Here is a 17382-nt window from a genome sequence, read left to right as displayed (position 1 = left end):
GTAAAAATTCCCCCTTTCTGTCATGTCCATTTTGGGGTGATAGAAAGGGGGATTTTTTATCTTGACAATTATTTTACTTATTGAAAAATGAAAAAATATTTTATTACCTATTTATGGGTATTGTTATGCAGTATATGTTTTACAGCTTGTTCTGACGATACAGTAACACAAAGCGAAAATCCAATACCCCCTGAACCCGAAGAACCGATAGAGCAGGTGATGCCGAGACTGTACATAAGCGGCAAGTATCTGCACAACGAAGCGGGCGAAACTGTAAACCTCCACGGATATGGAATGACATTCAGTCCGTACTTCAATCAAAATGCATGGGATAACTACGATATAGCTGGATGCCTTTCATACAATAAAAGGCAAATAGACGGAATGGAAAAAGCCGGCTGGCGAATGGATTTCATCCGAATGCACATGGACCCCTATTGGAGTGATGACCCCGACCAAGAGTCAGTGCGCTATGAAGGGCACGAGCGTTTTTCTTCCGAACGCTTCAAGAAATACCTGGACGAAGTATTTATCCCCATGGTAGAATATGCCAACAGCAAGGGATTGTACGTGGTAATGCGTCCGCCCGGAGTCTGCCCAGAGGTAATACGGGTAGGCGATGACTACAATACGTTCCTAATAGAGGTATGGGACATCGTGTCGAGCCATCCTAAGCTGAAAGGCAACTGGGGTGTCATGTTCGAACTTGCCAACGAGCCCATTAACATCGTAGGAACTGACGGCTCAACCGGTAGTTCGACCCTGCCACAATTCGAAAGCATGAATACATTTTTCCAAAGCGTGGTGGACGTAATTCGCAACAACGGGGCGGACAACATCATTTGGGTACCGGGACTCGCTTATCAATCGTCGTATAGCGGATATGCCACTTATCCAATAAAAGGTGATAATATTGGATATGCTGTACACGTATATCCTGGCTGGTATGGGAGTGACGCTGAAGAACCTAGTGCAGAACTTGGCGGTGTAATGGGAGGCGGATATGAAGGCTTCCAGCGCGGCTGGGACGCTCAGGTAATACCGGTCGCAAATTTCGCGCCCATCATGGTGACAGAAATGGACTGGGCACCTGCCAAGTATGACTCCTCATGGGGAAAAAGCATTACGGGCGTAACAGGCGGAATTGGTTTCGGAGCTAATTTCAAATACATTGCCGATAATACAGGGAACGTAAGTTGGATGATTTTTACAAGTACACATTTACTTATAAATTTTGCAGACACTCCTGGCACTGAAGGTGCTTATACCTTCCTTAACGACCCAGAGGCTTGTCCGTGGCCTGTTTACCATTGGCTATTAGAATATGCAGGTGAAGCACCTATACAAGGAGAACTGATAGGCTTAACACTAACAGGAATCACAGGTAATGAATTAGACATACGTATGGGAGACAGTCAGTATGCTATTGTAAATGCTTTATATGCAGATGGCAGCAGCCGACCAGTAACCATTCAATCGAACATACAAAGTAGCAATCCCGATATACTCGAAATAAAAAAATCAGGAGAAATGCATGCAAAGAAAATCGGGACAGCCACAGTAACCATAAGTTATACTTCAGAACAAAATGAAGAAAAAACCTTAAAACTGAATGTTAATGTCATTACTCCTTTCCCTTTGACTGAATCCATGTTTAATCCCAGTATTTGGGAACAAGGCACTTTTGATGAAGAAAGCCACACATTAACTACCGGTCAATATGGTTTTGGAGGCTGGGAATATGCCAACGGATTAGACTTGTCAAAATATAAAACATTAACTGTAGAATTAGGAAGTGACAATGATAGTGACATTTCCTTTAGATTATTTGACAAAAACAATTATTGGAGCAATCCCGCAACGTATGATTTCGGCAACTCACGTCGCATTGTAATTGACTTACATAATATGAAAGACCAAACAGGTGCTTCCATTAATCCATCACACCTATATATTATTGGTTTTTGGTCAATGGGAAATAAACCGTTTATTATCAAACAAGTAATATTAGAATAACATCCCATCTTAGGGAAGCTCTATCTTCCATTACAAAAAAACACGTAAAAAAGGTATGGCTGATTTTTCATGCAACAAAATGAAACGATTCTGATACATACGTTAACGGGAAAAACGCTTTCTCTTTGTATCTTTGCCGTAAACTTAAAAACAATAACCATGAAAAAACTAAGCATCTCATTTTTGTTTTTACTCGTTTTTTGCTGCACATACGCGGCAGAACCGTTTATTGTATTTAGCCGAACAGATGCAGGTTTTCCTATTGTAGACAACGGGAAGCCTTGCCCGATTCTGGTAGACAGCAACGAAGAAAAAGGTATTCTGATTGCTGTAGAGACCTTACGAGAAGACTTCCTCCGCGTATCCGGCACCAAAGCCGAAGCGGTAAACTCCCCGACGGACAAGACGTACATCTTAGTCGGAAGTACCCAATCGCCCTACATTCAAAAACTGTTTAAAACAGGCAAACTGAATAAGAAAGAATTGGAAGGGAAAAACGAAAAATACATCATTCAAGTTATCGACCAACCTTTGGAAGGTATCGAACGAGCTTTGGTAATTGCCGGAAGTGACATGCGAGGCACCATATACGGTATCTATGAGTTATCGGAACAAATGGGAGTATCACCCTGGTACTGGTGGATGGATGTACCGACCGCCAAACAAACCCAAGTCTATGCACAAACCGGAACTTATACCGACGGAGAACCTGCCGTGAAATACCGTGGTATTTTCCTGAACGATGAAGCTCCTTGCCTGACCGGCTGGGTAAAAAACACTTACGGAACCAATTATGGCGACCACCGTTTCTATAAACAAGTATTTGAACTGATACTTCGTCTGAAAGGTAATTTCTTATGGCCCGCTATGTGGGGATGGGCATTTTATGCAGATGACCTTGAGAACGGAAAAACCGCAGACGAAATGGGCATCAGCATCGGTACTTCACACCACGAACCCATGGCACGGAATCATCAGGAATATGCCCGGAACCGTGATAAATACGGCGCATGGAACTATGCAACCAATCCGGAAGGACTGAACCGTTTCTTCCGCGAAGGTATTGAACGCATGAAAGGGACTAGAGATGTGGTAACTATCGGTATGCGTGGCGACGGTGATGCAGCCATGGGAGGCGAAGAAGGAAAAGACCATGAATATGTTCCCCAATTCGAGAAAAACAAAAAGCTTATGGAGGATATTTTCAAAAACCAACGCCGGATTATCAAAGAAGTGACCGGACGTCCGGCTAAGGAAACGCCTCAGGTATGGGCTTTATATAAAGAGGTATTGGAATATTATGACCGCGGACTGCGCGTGCCCGATGATGTGATTTTGCTGTTATGTGATGACAACTGGGGCGATATACGCCGTCTGCCGAATGCCGAAGAACGTAAACATCCGGGCGGATGGGGCATGTATTACCATGTAGACTATGTAGGTGCTCCCCGTAACTCGAAATGGCTCAACGCAACTCCGATACAGAATATGTGGGAACAACTGCAACTGACTTACGACTACGGAGTAGACAAACTTTGGATATTGAACGTGGGCGACCTGAAGCCGATGGAATATCCGATTACCCTTTTCCTGGATATGGCTTGGAATCCGAAAACCTATAATGCAGAAAACCTGTTGGGACATACCCGCCAATTCTGTGCAGCTGCCTTTGGCGAAGACCAGGCAGACGAAGCTACCCGCATCTTGAACCTCTGCTGCAAATACAACGGAAGAAGCACAGCCGAAATGCTGGACCGCACCGTATATAATCTAGAAACGGGTGAATGGCGTCAGGTGGTTGGCGACTATGCCCAACTGGAAGCAGAAGCCCTCAGACAATACATCAGCCTGAAACCGGAATACCGCGATGCGTATAAGCAACTGATTCTCTTCCCCGTTCAAGCTATGGCAAACCTGCACGAAATGTATTACGCACAGGCAATGAATCTGAAACTATATGCTGAAGGAAATCCGGCAGCCAACGAATGGGCAGACAAAGTGGAAAAAGCTTTTGCAAGGGACAAACAATTGTGTGACGACTATAACCACACCATGGCAAACGGCAAATGGAACGGCATGATGACACAGAAACACATCGGATATACCTCGTGGAACGACAATTTCCCAGCCGATAAGTTGCCCGAAATCCACCGGATAGACCAACCGGAACAAGCCATAGGCAACTATGTCTTTACCGGAAAGGACGGTTATGTAGCAATGGAAGCCGAACATTACTTTGCCCGTACCGATGCAGCAGAAGCCCAATGGACGGTATTGCCGTACATGGGACGTACATTAAGCGCCATGATATTGATGCCTTATACTGTTCCGACAGACGGAGCATCGTTGTCATATAAACTGCAAATCCCTGAAAAAACGGATTCGGTAACCGTACATGTTATCGTGAAATCAACCCTTGCCTTCCACAACCAAACCGGACATACATACAACATCGGATTTGAAGGAGGACAGGAAGAAGCTATCAACTTCAACCATAACTTGAACGAAGACCCGGAAAACATCTACAGCATTTACTATCCGACCGTAGCCCGCCGCGTAGTAGAAAAGACTGTACGGATGAAACTTCCAGAATCGGCAGACGGCACTTATACACTGAATTTCGAACCGAAAGACCCAGGCATTGTCCTCGAAAAAATCGTAGTTGACTACGGAGGCTATGAACCGTCATACTTGTTTGGAGAAGAATCGCCTTGTACACGGAAATAATTAGTAAGCATAAATTTAAACCTTTTATAAATATGAAGAAATTTTATCCCATGAAAGCAGTATTGGCTTTCGCTTTCGGACTAACCCTCACTACCTCGTGTGGAAGTTCATCACAAGAGACACTCGACCCACAACTGATGGGAACAGGAAATCCGTATCTTCCGCTTTGGGAACATCTTCCCGATGGAGAGCCCCGCGTGTTTGAAGACCCTGACAATCCGGGCAAATTCCGTGCCTACATCATCGGTTCGCACGATTTGCGCTATGACAGCTATTGTGGTGCAGACATCCGTATGTGGTCGGCACCGGTAGAAGACTTGACCGACTGGCGTGACGAAGGTGCGATATTCACTTACCAAATAGAGGACCAATGGGACGTGATGTATGCACCAGACTTGGTAGAAATCAAGAAAAAAGACGGGACAAAGGAATATTACCTATACCCACACAGCCGCGGAGCTAACCGCGAAGCCATGGTGTGTAAAGGAAGCCGCCCGGACGGTCCTTTCACTCCGGTCAATCTGAACGAGGACGGAACACGTACCGTAGAAGGAAGCATCTTGGGCTTTGACCCCTCTATCTTTGTAGAAAACATTACCGATCCGAAAGACCCGGATTATGAAATCGGATTCCGTGCCTACGGATTCTGGGGCTTCCAACATTCATCGGCTGCCCAACTGGACCAAAATACAATGTATTCAGTACGTCCGGGTACGAAAATCATTCCTTATTTCATCCCAGCCAGTGCCAGATACGGCGAAATACGTGACCCGAAAGGAACTAAATATCCGGCACTGTATAAAGAACAGAAACCCGAAGATTTCAATTTCTTCGAAGCATCGTCTATCCGCCAGGTAGGCAATAAATATGTGATGATATTCTCAGGCTATTCGGGACCGGATTATGGATTGGGAAGCACCAATTCAACTTTACGTTATGCTTTCGGCGATAGCCCGTTAGGTCCGTGGCGCAGCGGAGGCGTATTGGTAGACTCACGCGGTATCGTACTGAACGAAGACGGAAGCAAATTACAGGCTACCAATGCCGCACACAACACCCACGGCAGCCTGCAGGAAATCAACGGCCAATGGTATGTATTCTATCATCGCCCGCCACGTGGTTTCGGTTTTGCCCGTCAGGCAATGGTAGCCCCTGTCATCATCCAATGGGATGAAACACCCGTAGCAGAAGGCGGAAAAGTAACTATTTCCGGTTACGACCCATACGCTCCCGACAGCATTTGGCAAGCCAAAGCCAGCAACGGCGATACCTACACAGGTGCAGAAGTAACTTCAGAAGGTTTCCAAATCTTCGGTATGGACCCGTATAAATACTATTCTGCCGGTTATGCTTGCTATTTGTCAAACGTAGGCAGCCAACAGGATTCATGGGACATTTGGAGCAATGATATGCCTATCAACGTCAATCCGGGTGACATCATCGGCTACAAATACTTCGGATTCGGAGGATTGGAGCAAGCTCAGAAGGGACTGAAACCGTTTGCCGGAGCCAAGAATTATGACAAAACGTATTTCAACCTCTTCTTAACAGCACAAACCGATGCCGCATTCAAAATAAATGTATGGATAGACGGTCCGTGGGACAACGAAGTATGGAAAGGCAAGAAAATCGGTGAAATTACAGTTCCTGCCGGTTCAAATAAGGGCGAAGTTTCGAAATACACCATTGATGTAACCGATGCGGTGAAGGCTTTAGACAAGAAACATGCCATTTATCTTGTTGCCGAAAGCGATGCTGAAGGTCAAGTATGCACTTTGCAGGGATTGGGATTCAGTGCCGATAAGAATAGCTTGGTTTATCCGGCTGCACCGACAGTCAGCATTCAAGCAGATGGTCAGGAAATCGAACTTCCGACAATTCCTGTCCGCTCAACCAATGCCAACGGTTATACAGGTTACGACCAATATGAAGCAACTTATACCCTTCCTGCCGGAACAACTGCTATTCCACAGTTCACCGCTTCATCGAACAACCCGAATGTAAAAATCGAAATCACCCAGCCAGAAGCCCAAGACGGCAAAGCTATCGTGAAATTCGATTACAACGGTATGGTGAAGACGTACACGGTAGTAATGAAGAATTAAGAATGAAGAATTAAGAGTTAGAGGAGTTAAAAGCCAATAGTTCTATTATAAAAAGCATTGGCTTTTAACTCCTACAACCTCAATAAAATACGACTTCTCTTCCTTACTTCTGATATCCACAATCAACAAACACATAGCTCTAAATCTTTATCCATGAAACGATTCATTTTTATTCTCTCTACCCGTTGGCGGAATTAACCTTTTAATAGTATCAAATAATGAAACAACTTCTCTTTATCCTCAGTATTTTTTTAGCAGTAGGATGTACCGATAAGAGCGAGCCTGTAAAGACCGATTTGCTCAGTCCGGTACCTCAATACGTTCAATATGAAAAATCGGCTGATGCTTTTTGCATAGCAGCCAAAGGCAAAGCGACTGCCGTTTGCGTCTCTTCCGAAGACTGGGAAGGAGTCGTTCGTGCAGCAGGAGACTTGGTGAACGATATTCGAATGGTATCGGGCGCAGAACCGCAATTAATAAAAAAACACCTCCTCTTCTACCCCAACTATCTTAATAGGAACAATCGGGAAAAGCCCGCTGATTGACCAATTGGTTTCGGAAGGAAAACTGGATGTATCTGCTGTTAAAGGACAATGGGAATCGTTTCTGATACAGACTGTAGACGGGAATTTAGTCGTTGCCGGAAGCGACAAACGAGGTACAATCTACGGTATCTACGACATTTCTGAAAAAATAGGCGTATCCCCGTGGTATTGGTGGGCAGATGTACCTGTACGCAAAAGCGAATCGCTTTATGTCAAAGCCGGAAAATATATACAACCGTCTCCAAAAGTAAAATACCGCGGTATCTTTATCAACGATGAATGGCCCTCATTCGGCGGCTGGGCTTCTGCTCAATTCGGAGGACTGAACTCGAAGATGTACAGTCATTTATTCGAACTTCTGTTGCGCCTGAAAGCGAATTATTTTTGACCAGCTATGTGGGCTACTGCATTTAACGAAGACGACCCGCAGAATCCGGTGATAGCAGACCAATATGGAATTATCATGGGTACCTCACACCACGAACCCATGATGCGTGCCCACAAGGAATATACCAACCGCCGGAAAGAGGTCGGTGCGTGGGATTATGCAACCAACAAGAAGAACCTTGACAAATTCTTCCGTGACGGTTTGGAACGGAATAAGAATTTCGATAATATCATTACTATTGGCATGCGTGGAGACGGTGATGTGGCAATGGGTAAAGGCAACGATGAAGAAAATATGAAAGTATTGCACCATGTAGTGGAAGGACAACGCCAAATCATTAAGGACGAATAACAAGATACATCTCAATCCTTCTCCAGTTTTACTAGGGTAGTACTGCAGTACTACCTAGGTAGGACTGGATATTCACTTATATTTCCTTATTCAAATTCCAGCACGAACGTCGTATTCCAACCGTTTGTTCCTGCACGGAGCAAACTGATACTACCATTTGAAAGCTTCATAATCTGACGGGAAAGCGAAAGTCCGATACCACTTCCACCTGCACGGGTCGTAAAGAAAGGCACGAAAATCTGCTCGGCTTCCGCTTCTGGAATCGTAGGTCCATCGTTACTAATATAAATAAAGATATGTTCATCCGAGGCACTATAAGCACGCACATGAATACGTCCTTTTACCTCGCCAATGGATTGCACCGCATTCTTCAAAATATTTATCAACACCTGCCGGATAAGGTTCGGATCGGCATACAACATCAATTCGGAAGGCTCTATCTGCAAAGTGAGCGAGATGTTATCAGGTATCAAACTTAGCTCTTGTATCTGGCAAAGCAAATCCAGCAAATAAAAAGGTTCGGGCGAAGGCTTTTGCAAAGCAGAGAATTTCCGGTAACTGTCGACAAAAGAAATCAATCCGGTAGATGTCTCGTGTATCGCACGGATACCCTCATAAATCGGACTGTCTATCACGTCTTTCCGCTTTAAGAACGTCTCGCTCAACGACGATATGGGAGCTATGGAATTCATGATTTCGTGCGTCAAGACCCGCGTTAGTTTAATCCACGAATCCAATTCCTTTGCATCCAATTCGTTACGGATATCGTTCAGAGTAAGGATACGGACCGTCTCCTCACCCACTTGCATTTCAGTCGCATGTACCGACAATTGCACTTCACCTTTCGCTGTAGTGTATTGAAGATTACAACGTTCCCCCGCTTTTAACATACGCAACAATTGCGGAATATCAGACCCATAACGTTCCAACTGCCGCAAGGTACTGAGAATTGGGAGTCCTAATAAACGTGCTGCTGCCGGGTTGGTTTGTACGATGCTTTGGTTTTCATCAAACACAACAATACCTGAACTGACTACCGAAAGTATTTGTTCATAAAAACGCTCCCGCTGTTCCATCAATTGTTTTTGCTCCCCCATCAGGTTACCAAACTGATTCAGCGTTTCTTGCAAGACTCGCTCACCTCCCGAAAATCCAGAAAGCGGAAGACGGAATGAATAATCCCGATTGCGAATGGCTTCCAACATCAGCCAACTTTTCTCTCGCAACTGCTGCTGCATCCAATAAGAAACAAACAACATCACCACACACAAAATTCCACCCACTATACCTACCCACCAATTCTCTTTCAGAATACCAACGGTAAGTAAGGAAACCCCTGCTGCCAGCACCGTTAACCGCGCAAATGTAGAATAAATCCATTTATAACCCATAACGCTTCATCTTATTATACAAAGTCTGACGGGTTATCCCTAACTTAGCCGCAGCTTGCGACAAATTACTGCCACATTGGTCGAGAGCTTGCTGAATCATAGTCCGCTCCATCTCGTCCAACGTATGAAAGGCTATTTCCTCTTTTTCTTCCACCACCGCGGTTTCCACTTTTTCGGCAACCGGCAATTGCAATGACTCTGCACGCAATTCGCCGTCATCCGCTAAAATTACTGCCTTCTCTATCGTGTGTTGCAATTCGCGGATATTGCCATACCACGGATGTGCCAACAAACGTGCTGCCGCATCGGGGGCAAACGTTCCGTTTGTCCGTCCGTATTGTTTGGCATAACGTTCCAAAAACAGCCGTGCCAATGGAAGAATATCTTCTTTCCGTTCCCGAAGCGAAGGGATATGCAAGTGAATGGTATTGATACGGTAAAGCAAGTCTTCGCGGAACTCGCCTTTGCGCACCATTTCGTCCAAATCACGGTTCGTAGCACAAATCAGGCGAATATTGGTAGGCTGGGGCGTATTGCTTCCCACTTTAATGAAACTCCGCTTCTGGATAGCTGTCAACAACTTTGCTTGCAGATAATAAGGCAGATTGGCTATTTCGTCCAAGAACAACGTCCCGCCATCAGCCGCTTCGAAACGCCCGATACGGTCGGCGTGCGCATCGGTAAACGAGCCTTTCACATGACCGAACAATTCGCTTTCGAACAACGATTCGGTAATGGCACCCATATCCACCACTACCATCGGACCGTCCTTGCGGTTCGAAAGGCGATGGATTTCGCGTGCCAGCATATCTTTTCCCGTTCCATTCTCGCCGGTAATCAAAATATTAGCATCCGTAATGCTTACTTTTTCCACCAACTTCCGCAAAGGACGGATAGCAGGCGAATTCCCCCAATACATCGCCGCATCGGTTCCGTTCGACTTTACCGTCGTGCGCTTCTTTTCTTTCTTAGACGCGCATACCTTATTATATACATCTGTCAAGGTCTGAATCAGCTTGTCGTTGTTCCATGGCTTGACCACAAAATCCGCCGCTCCTTCCTTGATGCCTGTCACAGCCAAATCGATATCGGCATACGCCGTAAACAATACCACTCCTGCCTGCGGACGGATGCGGCGGATTTCCTTCAGCCAATAAAGCCCTTCGTTTCCATTGTTGATGCCTGAAGCGAAGTTCATATCCAACAATACGACATCCACTTCATTTTGCGACAATACCGTAGGAATCGTCACCGGTGAATCGAGCGTCAGGATGCGTGCGAAATAGTCTATCAATAGGTATCGCAACGAAGTCAATATATTGCGGTTATCGTCTACAACCAATAAAGTCCCTTGTTTCGTCATTGTCGTTTATATTTAAATAATAAATTCAACGCAGAGACGCAAAAGCGCAGAAGATTATTTTAGAGAAGGCAAAGAACACGGAGACCTTATATTTTCTCTCTGTGTCCTTTGCTTTCTCTCAATTGAAAACTTTGCGTCTTCGCGCCTCTGCGTTAAAAACTTCTCTGCAAAGATACACAAAGAAACAATACGTCCAATCTTGACAAGTGTCTAATTTTTTGACACTCACTGTCTAATTTTTTGACACTTCTTGAAATGTTAAAATATATAACCTACTACATATCAACACCTTAATATTTTGGCACGATATTTGCATGTAATTTAGCAAAAACAAGAACGAAATAATGAACAGACCTATGAATATACAGAAATCAATCGCCGTGATGCTCTGTTTTTGCAGCCTTTCGGCAGCCGCCCAAGAAGCGTGGGACATCGACCGCTGCATGGCTTACGCCGTAGAGCATAACCGCACGGTAAAGCAACGCAAACTGGAAGCCGACAACTATCGGCTGGATAAAATGAAAGCCATCGGGCAATTCCTGCCCGGAGTAAGCGGAAGTGTGAGCGCACAGTATAGCTACGGACGTTCGGTTGACCCGGCGACCAATACTTACGTCTCACAATCGAACTTCAACAACGGATATGGAATGGAAGGTTCGATGACCGTCTTTCGTGGGGGAAGCCTCATCAACCAAGTGCGCCAATCGCGTGCCAATGAACTGTTAGGCAAAGCCGCCTTGCAGGAAGCGCGCGACAATACCGCCCTCGAAACCTTCCAAGCATACATCGATGCCCTCTACTACTTCGGCACCACCCGACTGGCGGAGAAAAAACTCTTGGAAAGCGACTCCTTAGTATATAAGACCAAACGCCAAGAGATGTTGGGGCTGAAAGGCATGGCAGACGTGGCACAAATGGAAGCCCAACAGGCTACTGATGCCTACAACCTCACCCACCAGCGCAACCTCTACGAAACGGCAATGCTCACCCTGAAACAGACGATGAACTATCCCGTAGAAGACACCCTCGTGCTCGACACCCGCCTGATAGACACGCCCGCTATCGAACAAGTGCAGCTGAGCAGCGAGCAAGCCAACGATGTGTTCCGCCTCGCCCTCCGATTCAATCCCACCCTGCGGCAAAGCGAAATGCAAAAGAAAGCCGCGCTGATGGCACGCAAAATCTCATGGGGCTCGCTCTTCCCCAGCATCAGCATCTTCGGAGGCATCTCTTCCTCTTATTATAAGGAACTGCACAAGACGGGCTACAACAACTTCGCCGACCAGATGAGCAACAACTTCGGTTCTTACTTCGGCATCAGCCTAAGCATCCCTATCTTCAACCGGATGTCGGGCTCTATCAACGTGAAGCAGGCGAAAAACAACTACCTCATCGCCTCCCAGCAATACGAAGCACAAAAAGAAGCCCTGCAAAAACTGGTGCTCCAAGCCGTGCAAGACCGCGAAGGATTCCTGAAAGAAAGCCTGCAAATGGAAAAGAAAGTCACCTCCGACTCCATTGCCTACCGCGTCACCCGCCGCAAGTACGAAGAAGGCTTGATGACTTCGCTCGACGTGCAAAACAACGCCGCAACCCTCCTCGAAAGCCAAACCGGACTGCTGCAAAGCAAACTCACCTACGTGATGAAATGCCGACTGGTAGATTATTATAAAGGAGAGGAAATCATCAGACCAGTGAATAATGAATAATGAAAAGTGAATAACGAAAAGAGAAACACCCGCCGTTATCAACTATTAACTGTTAACTATTAATTAGAAAAGATATGGACATACAACTCGAAAAGAAAAAAGGCATCCAGAAGAAACACATCCCTTACATCGCCGGGGGAGCTGTCGTACTGTTTCTGCTGATTTGGATTATCTTCGGCAACCACGCCTCAACCTTGCGCATCGACGGCGACGCGCTCAACATCGCCGACGTGACCTACGGCGAATTTAACGACTACATCCGCCTCAACGGACAAGTGCAACCCATCTCTATCGTCCAGCTCAGCCCCGAAGAAGGAGGCATCGTGCAGGAAAAAGTCGTCGAAGAAGGAGCGCACGTGAAGAAAGGCGACATCATCCTGCGCCTGAGCAACTCCAACCTCGACCTGCAAATACTGAACGCCGAATCGGAACTCGCCGAAAAGCAAAACCTCCTGCGCAACACGCAAGTAACCATGCAGCAAGACAAGCTGAACAACGAGACCGAAAAAGTGCAGCTCGACGTAGACACCCGCCGCAAGCTCCGCACCTTCCAGCAATACGAACGCCTCTACCGCGAACGCCTCATCAGCCGAGAAGAGTTCCTGCAAGCGCAAGAAGACTACCAAGTGGCACAGAAAAAACACGGACTCATCAGCGAACGCCTCATCCAAGACTCTATCTACCGCACCATCCAAATGGACCAAATGGAAGACAACCTCCACAACATGCGGCAGAACGTCCTCCTCATCCGCGAACGCAAAGACAAGCTGGAAGTGCGCGCCCCGATAGACGGCGAACTGGGACTGCTCGACGTCGAGTTAGGACAGAACATCACCGCCGGACAAATGGTAGGGCAAATCAACGACCTCTCCGACTTCAAGATTGAAGCGATGATAGACGAACACTACATCGACCGCGTCACCAACGGACTGCCCGCCACCTTCGAACGCCAAGGCGCAACGTTCCGCCTCAAGGTACGCAAAGTCTACCCCGAAGTGCGCGAAGGCCGATTCCGCACCGACCTCGTCTTCGAAGGCACCCGCCCCGAAAACATCCGCAGCGGACAAACCTACTACATCGACCTGCAACTGGGCGAACCCACCCAAAGCGTCCTCATCCCGAAAGGCACCTTCTTCCAAGTGACGGGAGGCAACTGGATTTTCGTCCTCGACAAAGACGGCAAGAAAGCCTACCGCCGCCAAATCCGCATCGGACGCCAAAACCCGCAATACTACGAGGTATTGGAAGGCCTGGAGAAAGGCGAACGGGTCATCGTCTCCGGCTACGAAAGCTACAAAGACAACGAAGTGCTCATCCTGAAATAATTTTTTCACCACAGATTACACGGATTAAAATAATTGATTAAAATCTGTGGTGAAAACCCCGATTCGAGGGGACGAATTTGGCTTCACAGAAGAAAAAAACGGAATTTACGCCCGTAAATTGGGCTTTCCGGACAAAAAAAATACAATTCAGGGGGCTGAATTTGGCTTCACGGACAAAAAAATGGAATTCGAGGGGTCGAATCGGGCTTCCGAAACGAAAAAAATAGAATTTACGGGCGTAAATTGCATTTTCCGGACGGCGGAAGCCCAATTTACGGTCCTAAACGGCATAACAACAACTTAAAAACTACGAATCATGAAACAGATTATCCTTTCACTTATCGCATTCATCGGCGCAAGCCTCAACGCCTGCATGGCAAAAGACATCGAAACCAGCGAGACACGCAACCTCAGCGGATATACCTCCATTCACATCGACGGCGTGGCAACCGTCCGCTTCACACAAAGCGACACTTACTCGTGCCGCATCGAAGGCAAGGCAAAAGAACTGGCAAGGCTCACGACCACGGTAGAGAACGGCATCCTGACCATCGAACAACGAATAGACCACAAACGGGAACAGAACATCCAAGGCGCAACCCTCTACCTCTCCGCCCCCGCGCTGGAAGAAGTGAAATTGGACGGCGTAGGCAAATTCGAATGCGAAGGCACGCTGAAAGCCGGAAACATCCGTTTCGAAATAGACGGTGTAGGCACGGTGGAAATCGCCGACCTGCATTGCCAGACAGCACAAATAGATATTGACGGAGTGGGCAAAGGCAGCATCAACGTATATTGCGACCACCTGAAAGCCACTGCCGACGGTGTCAGCTCGCTCAAGCTGAGCGGCAAAGCCCGCACGGCAAACCTCCGCGACAGTTTCCTGGGCAAAATCAACGACCGCCGGCTGAAAGTCGGGGAATAATAACCCATCCTGTAGGGGCGTATCGCATACGCCCGAATGCATTCACGTGGATGTATTTAGGGCGTATGCGATACGCCCCTACAGGAAACCCAAAAACCGTAAATAGTAAATTGTTAAATAGTAAATGAGCATATGAACACCTTAGCACGCAATTTCTCGCATACCTTCCGGCGCTTCTTCACGGCAAGCGTCCTCAACATCATCGGGCTGGCGATTGCCTTCGCCTCCTTCTTCGTCATCATGACGCAGGTAGACTATGATTTGAATTTCAACAAAGGGTATAAGGACTACCAGAACATCTATCGGGTAGAGGTTTATCCCAACGATGACAATGGCTGGCAGACGTGGATGGCACGCCCGCTATGTGAACTAATAAGCAGCAGTTCGCCCCACATCCAAGCACTTACCATTGTTTCATCTTTCTCCGGAGAAGTGGAATACGAAATCAACGGACACTCATTCAGGGAAACGACCCTTACCGGATTCGGCAACTTTATGGAGACATTCCAGCCTGAAATGATTGCCGGCACCGCCGATGCGCTCAATATAGAAAGAAACATCCTGATTCCTCAATCAATGGCAATACGGTTCTTCGGAAGTACAGACGCTGTAGGAAAAACCATTTTCGAAGGCAAACAGGCGGACAACCGACCGCTGACCATAGGCGGAGTGTACAAGGATTTTCCCGAAAATTCACAGATAGGCAACTACATCTTCCTGCCTCTCTCGCCCAACGACAACAAAGACAACTGGCGGAACTGGAACTACAACTGTTATTTCCGGACTGACGGCACACTGAATCCGGACGAACTGAGCAAGTTAGTCTATAAAAGAATGGCGGAACTGGTTCCGGAACGGGTAAACGCAACGGACGATGAAGATTCTTCCGAATTCCTGCACTTTACCCCAATAGCGGACGTACACTTCTCGAAAGTAGACAACAAGAGTGCCAGCAGCCGCACCACGATCTACCTGTTGTTGTGCGTCTCGTTCCTCATCGTCATCATCGCCACCATTAACTTCATGAACTTCACCCTTGCCGAGACCCCAATGCGGGTGAAAAGCATCAATACACAAAAGGTATTGGGAGCTACTGTAGGTTCGCTCCGCATCAGTCTGATTTCGGAAGCGGTTTTGATTAGCATTATCGCTTTCGGTCTGTCTATCCTCATCCTGCTGACGCTGCGTGGCTCAGGTATGCAAGACTTGGTTACAGCCGACTTGGACCTGATGAAACATCCGATTCTATTGGCATCCACCTTCGGCATAAGCATCGTGATGGGTGCGTTAGCAGGACTTTATCCCGCTTACTATGTAACGTCTTTCCCGCCGGCATTGGCTCTGAAAGGCTCGTTCGGCTTATCGCCTAAGGGACGAAAGCTGCGCACAGTCTTGGTATGCATCCAATTCTTCGTGGCATTCATGCTCATCATCGCCATCGGAATTATGTACACCCAAAGCCGCTACATCCGTACCACCGATTACGGTTATGCCAAAGATGCCATCGTGGTAGGCAATATGTCATGGGACGCAATTCTCCAGCGGGAAGCGGTAGTCGGCGAACTGTCCCGCATTTCGGGAGTAGAAGGCGTAGCGTTCTCCCAGTTTATCCTAAGCTCAAGTGATTCTTACATGGGCTGGGGACGCGGAAGCGATGACAAGCATATCCAGTTCGATGTGCTTCCAGTAGATTACCGCTACCTAAAAGTAATGGGTATCCGGATCACTGAAGGACGCGACTTCAAGCCTGGCGATGGCGATGTGTATATATTCAATGAAGCCGCCCGCCAGAAATATCCGTGGATGAAAGTTGACCAACTTGCTACTCCCGGCGACTTCCCTGTAGTAGGTTTTTGTGAGAACATAAAATACAGTACGTTCCGCAATGACAACGATGCCCAACCGATGGGTTTCTTCATTTACGGTAAAGCTTATGCCGACTGGGGACGCTGGGAAAACTTCGTCAACGTCCGCATTTCCGCCGGAACAGACAAGGTGGAAATCATCCGTTCGCTGCAAAAGGCAATGGAAAAATTCACACCGGGACACGACTTCCATTTCCGCTTCATGGACCAGGTGCTCGACAATGCCTACCGCAACGAGCTGCGATTCACCAAGCAAATCCTGCTCTTTTCCCTGCTTGCCATTGTCATCAGCATCATCGGCGTATTCGGCTTGACCATGTTCGAGAGCGAATACCGCCGCAAGGAAATCGGCATCCGCAAGATATTCGGAAGCACCACAGGCGAAATACTCCGGATGTTCAACCGCCGATACCTTTATATACTGATAGGATGCTTCATCGTAGCAGCCCCCTTCGGCTGGTGGATAGGACAACATTGGCTGGAAGGCTTCGCCGAACGCACACCCATACGTGCATGGATATTCCTCACCTCTTTCCTCCTCGTAACCGCCATCACCATGATAACGGTCACGGTGCAAAGCTGGAAGAACGCCAACGAGAATCCGGCGAACAGCATCAAGACAGAATGAAATAAAGTTCAACACAGATTACACAGATTAATAAATTTAAAACA

The 17382-nt window shown here is 47.0% G+C and carries 11 protein-coding genes and 1 pseudogene; 10 read left to right on the top strand and 2 right to left on the bottom strand.

Annotation, left to right across the window (positions count from 1 at the left end):
* The first annotated feature begins 219 nt into the window (after positions 1-219).
* The 5 genes and pseudogenes from B5F91_RS08180 (at position 220) to B5F91_RS08165 (ending at position 8132) form a co-directional block, all read left to right on the top strand.
* Positions 220-2016: a cellulase family glycosylhydrolase gene (locus B5F91_RS08180; protein ID WP_239416381.1), complete on the top strand. Its 1797-nt coding sequence runs from the start codon at positions 220-222 to the stop codon at positions 2014-2016.
* 159 nt (positions 2017-2175) lie between these two features.
* On the top strand, positions 2176-4743 hold the full coding sequence (locus B5F91_RS08175; protein WP_087428599.1) for a glycosyl hydrolase 115 family protein: 2568 nt from the start codon (positions 2176-2178) through the stop codon (positions 4741-4743).
* Between the two features lie 137 nt (positions 4744-4880).
* Positions 4881-6848: a hypothetical protein gene (locus B5F91_RS08170; protein WP_239416380.1), complete on the top strand. Its 1968-nt coding sequence runs from the start codon at positions 4881-4883 to the stop codon at positions 6846-6848.
* A gap of 218 nt (positions 6849-7066) precedes the next feature.
* A complete protein-coding gene (locus B5F91_RS15560) occupies positions 7067-7393 on the top strand; it encodes a hypothetical protein (protein ID WP_343210814.1) in 327 nt (108 codons plus the stop codon).
* Positions 7394-7397: 4 nt separating this feature from the next.
* Positions 7398-8132: pseudogene (locus B5F91_RS08165) on the top strand (glycosyl hydrolase 115 family protein).
* 86 nt (positions 8133-8218) lie between these two features.
* On the opposite strand, the gene B5F91_RS08160 reads toward B5F91_RS08165, so the two are convergent.
* Positions 8219-9523, bottom strand: a complete 1305-nt coding sequence (locus B5F91_RS08160) for an ATP-binding protein (RefSeq protein ID WP_087428597.1) — start codon at positions 9521-9523, stop codon at positions 8219-8221.
* Positions 9513-10886: a sigma-54 dependent transcriptional regulator gene (locus tag B5F91_RS08155; protein WP_087428596.1), complete on the bottom strand. Its 1374-nt coding sequence runs from the start codon at positions 10884-10886 to the stop codon at positions 9513-9515. The genes B5F91_RS08160 and B5F91_RS08155 overlap by 11 nt, the downstream gene beginning before the upstream one ends.
* Positions 10887-11242: 356 nt before the next feature.
* Between B5F91_RS08155 and B5F91_RS08150 the strand changes: the two genes are divergently transcribed.
* The 5 genes from B5F91_RS08150 (at position 11243) to B5F91_RS08130 (ending at position 17338) form a co-directional block, all read left to right on the top strand.
* Positions 11243-12595, top strand: coding sequence for a TolC family protein (locus B5F91_RS08150; protein ID WP_087428627.1), 1353 nt, complete (start codon positions 11243-11245; stop codon positions 12593-12595).
* A 74-nt stretch (positions 12596-12669) separates the two neighbouring features.
* Positions 12670-13920, top strand: coding sequence for an efflux RND transporter periplasmic adaptor subunit (locus B5F91_RS08145; protein WP_087428595.1), 1251 nt, complete (start codon positions 12670-12672; stop codon positions 13918-13920).
* A gap of 49 nt (positions 13921-13969) precedes the next feature.
* Positions 13970-14224 (top strand): hypothetical protein, encoded by a 255-nt coding sequence (locus B5F91_RS08140; RefSeq protein ID WP_087428594.1) that lies wholly within the window; start codon positions 13970-13972, stop codon positions 14222-14224.
* Between the two features lie 12 nt (positions 14225-14236).
* Positions 14237-14845: a DUF2807 domain-containing protein gene (locus B5F91_RS08135; protein WP_087428593.1), complete on the top strand. Its 609-nt coding sequence runs from the start codon at positions 14237-14239 to the stop codon at positions 14843-14845.
* 132 nt (positions 14846-14977) lie between these two features.
* Complete coding sequence (locus B5F91_RS08130) at positions 14978-17338, top strand: FtsX-like permease family protein (protein WP_087428592.1); 2361 nt, start codon at positions 14978-14980, stop codon at positions 17336-17338.
* The last annotated feature ends 44 nt before the right edge of the window (positions 17339-17382 follow it).

Origin of the sequence: Bacteroides sp. An322, assembly GCF_002161765.1 — a bacterium.
GTDB classification, from domain to species: domain Bacteria; phylum Bacteroidota; class Bacteroidia; order Bacteroidales; family Bacteroidaceae; genus Phocaeicola; species Phocaeicola merdavium.
Note: the sequence above shows the minus strand (reverse complement) of the source record. Positions and strands in the feature narration are given on the sequence as shown.

What these genes read in the sequence shown, in the direction of transcription:
- B5F91_RS08180 (WP_239416381.1), top strand. Translation starts at nt 220, where the DNA reads ATGCCGAGACTGTACATAAGCGGCAAGTATCTGCACAACGAAGCGGGC.
- B5F91_RS08175 (WP_087428599.1), top strand. Translation starts at nt 2,176, where the DNA reads ATGAAAAAACTAAGCATCTCATTTTTGTTTTTACTCGTTTTTTGCTGC.
- B5F91_RS08170 (WP_239416380.1), top strand. Translation starts at nt 4,881, where the DNA reads ATGGGAACAGGAAATCCGTATCTTCCGCTTTGGGAACATCTTCCCGAT.
- B5F91_RS15560 (WP_343210814.1), top strand. Translation starts at nt 7,067, where the DNA reads ATGAAACAACTTCTCTTTATCCTCAGTATTTTTTTAGCAGTAGGATGT.
- B5F91_RS08160 (WP_087428597.1), bottom strand. Translation starts at nt 9,523, where the DNA reads ATGGGTTATAAATGGATTTATTCTACATTTGCGCGGTTAACGGTGCTG.
- B5F91_RS08155 (WP_087428596.1), bottom strand. Translation starts at nt 10,886, where the DNA reads ATGACGAAACAAGGGACTTTATTGGTTGTAGACGATAACCGCAATATA.
- B5F91_RS08150 (WP_087428627.1), top strand. Translation starts at nt 11,243, where the DNA reads ATGAATATACAGAAATCAATCGCCGTGATGCTCTGTTTTTGCAGCCTT.
- B5F91_RS08145 (WP_087428595.1), top strand. Translation starts at nt 12,670, where the DNA reads ATGGACATACAACTCGAAAAGAAAAAAGGCATCCAGAAGAAACACATC.
- B5F91_RS08135 (WP_087428593.1), top strand. Translation starts at nt 14,237, where the DNA reads ATGAAACAGATTATCCTTTCACTTATCGCATTCATCGGCGCAAGCCTC.
- B5F91_RS08130 (WP_087428592.1), top strand. Translation starts at nt 14,978, where the DNA reads ATGAACACCTTAGCACGCAATTTCTCGCATACCTTCCGGCGCTTCTTC.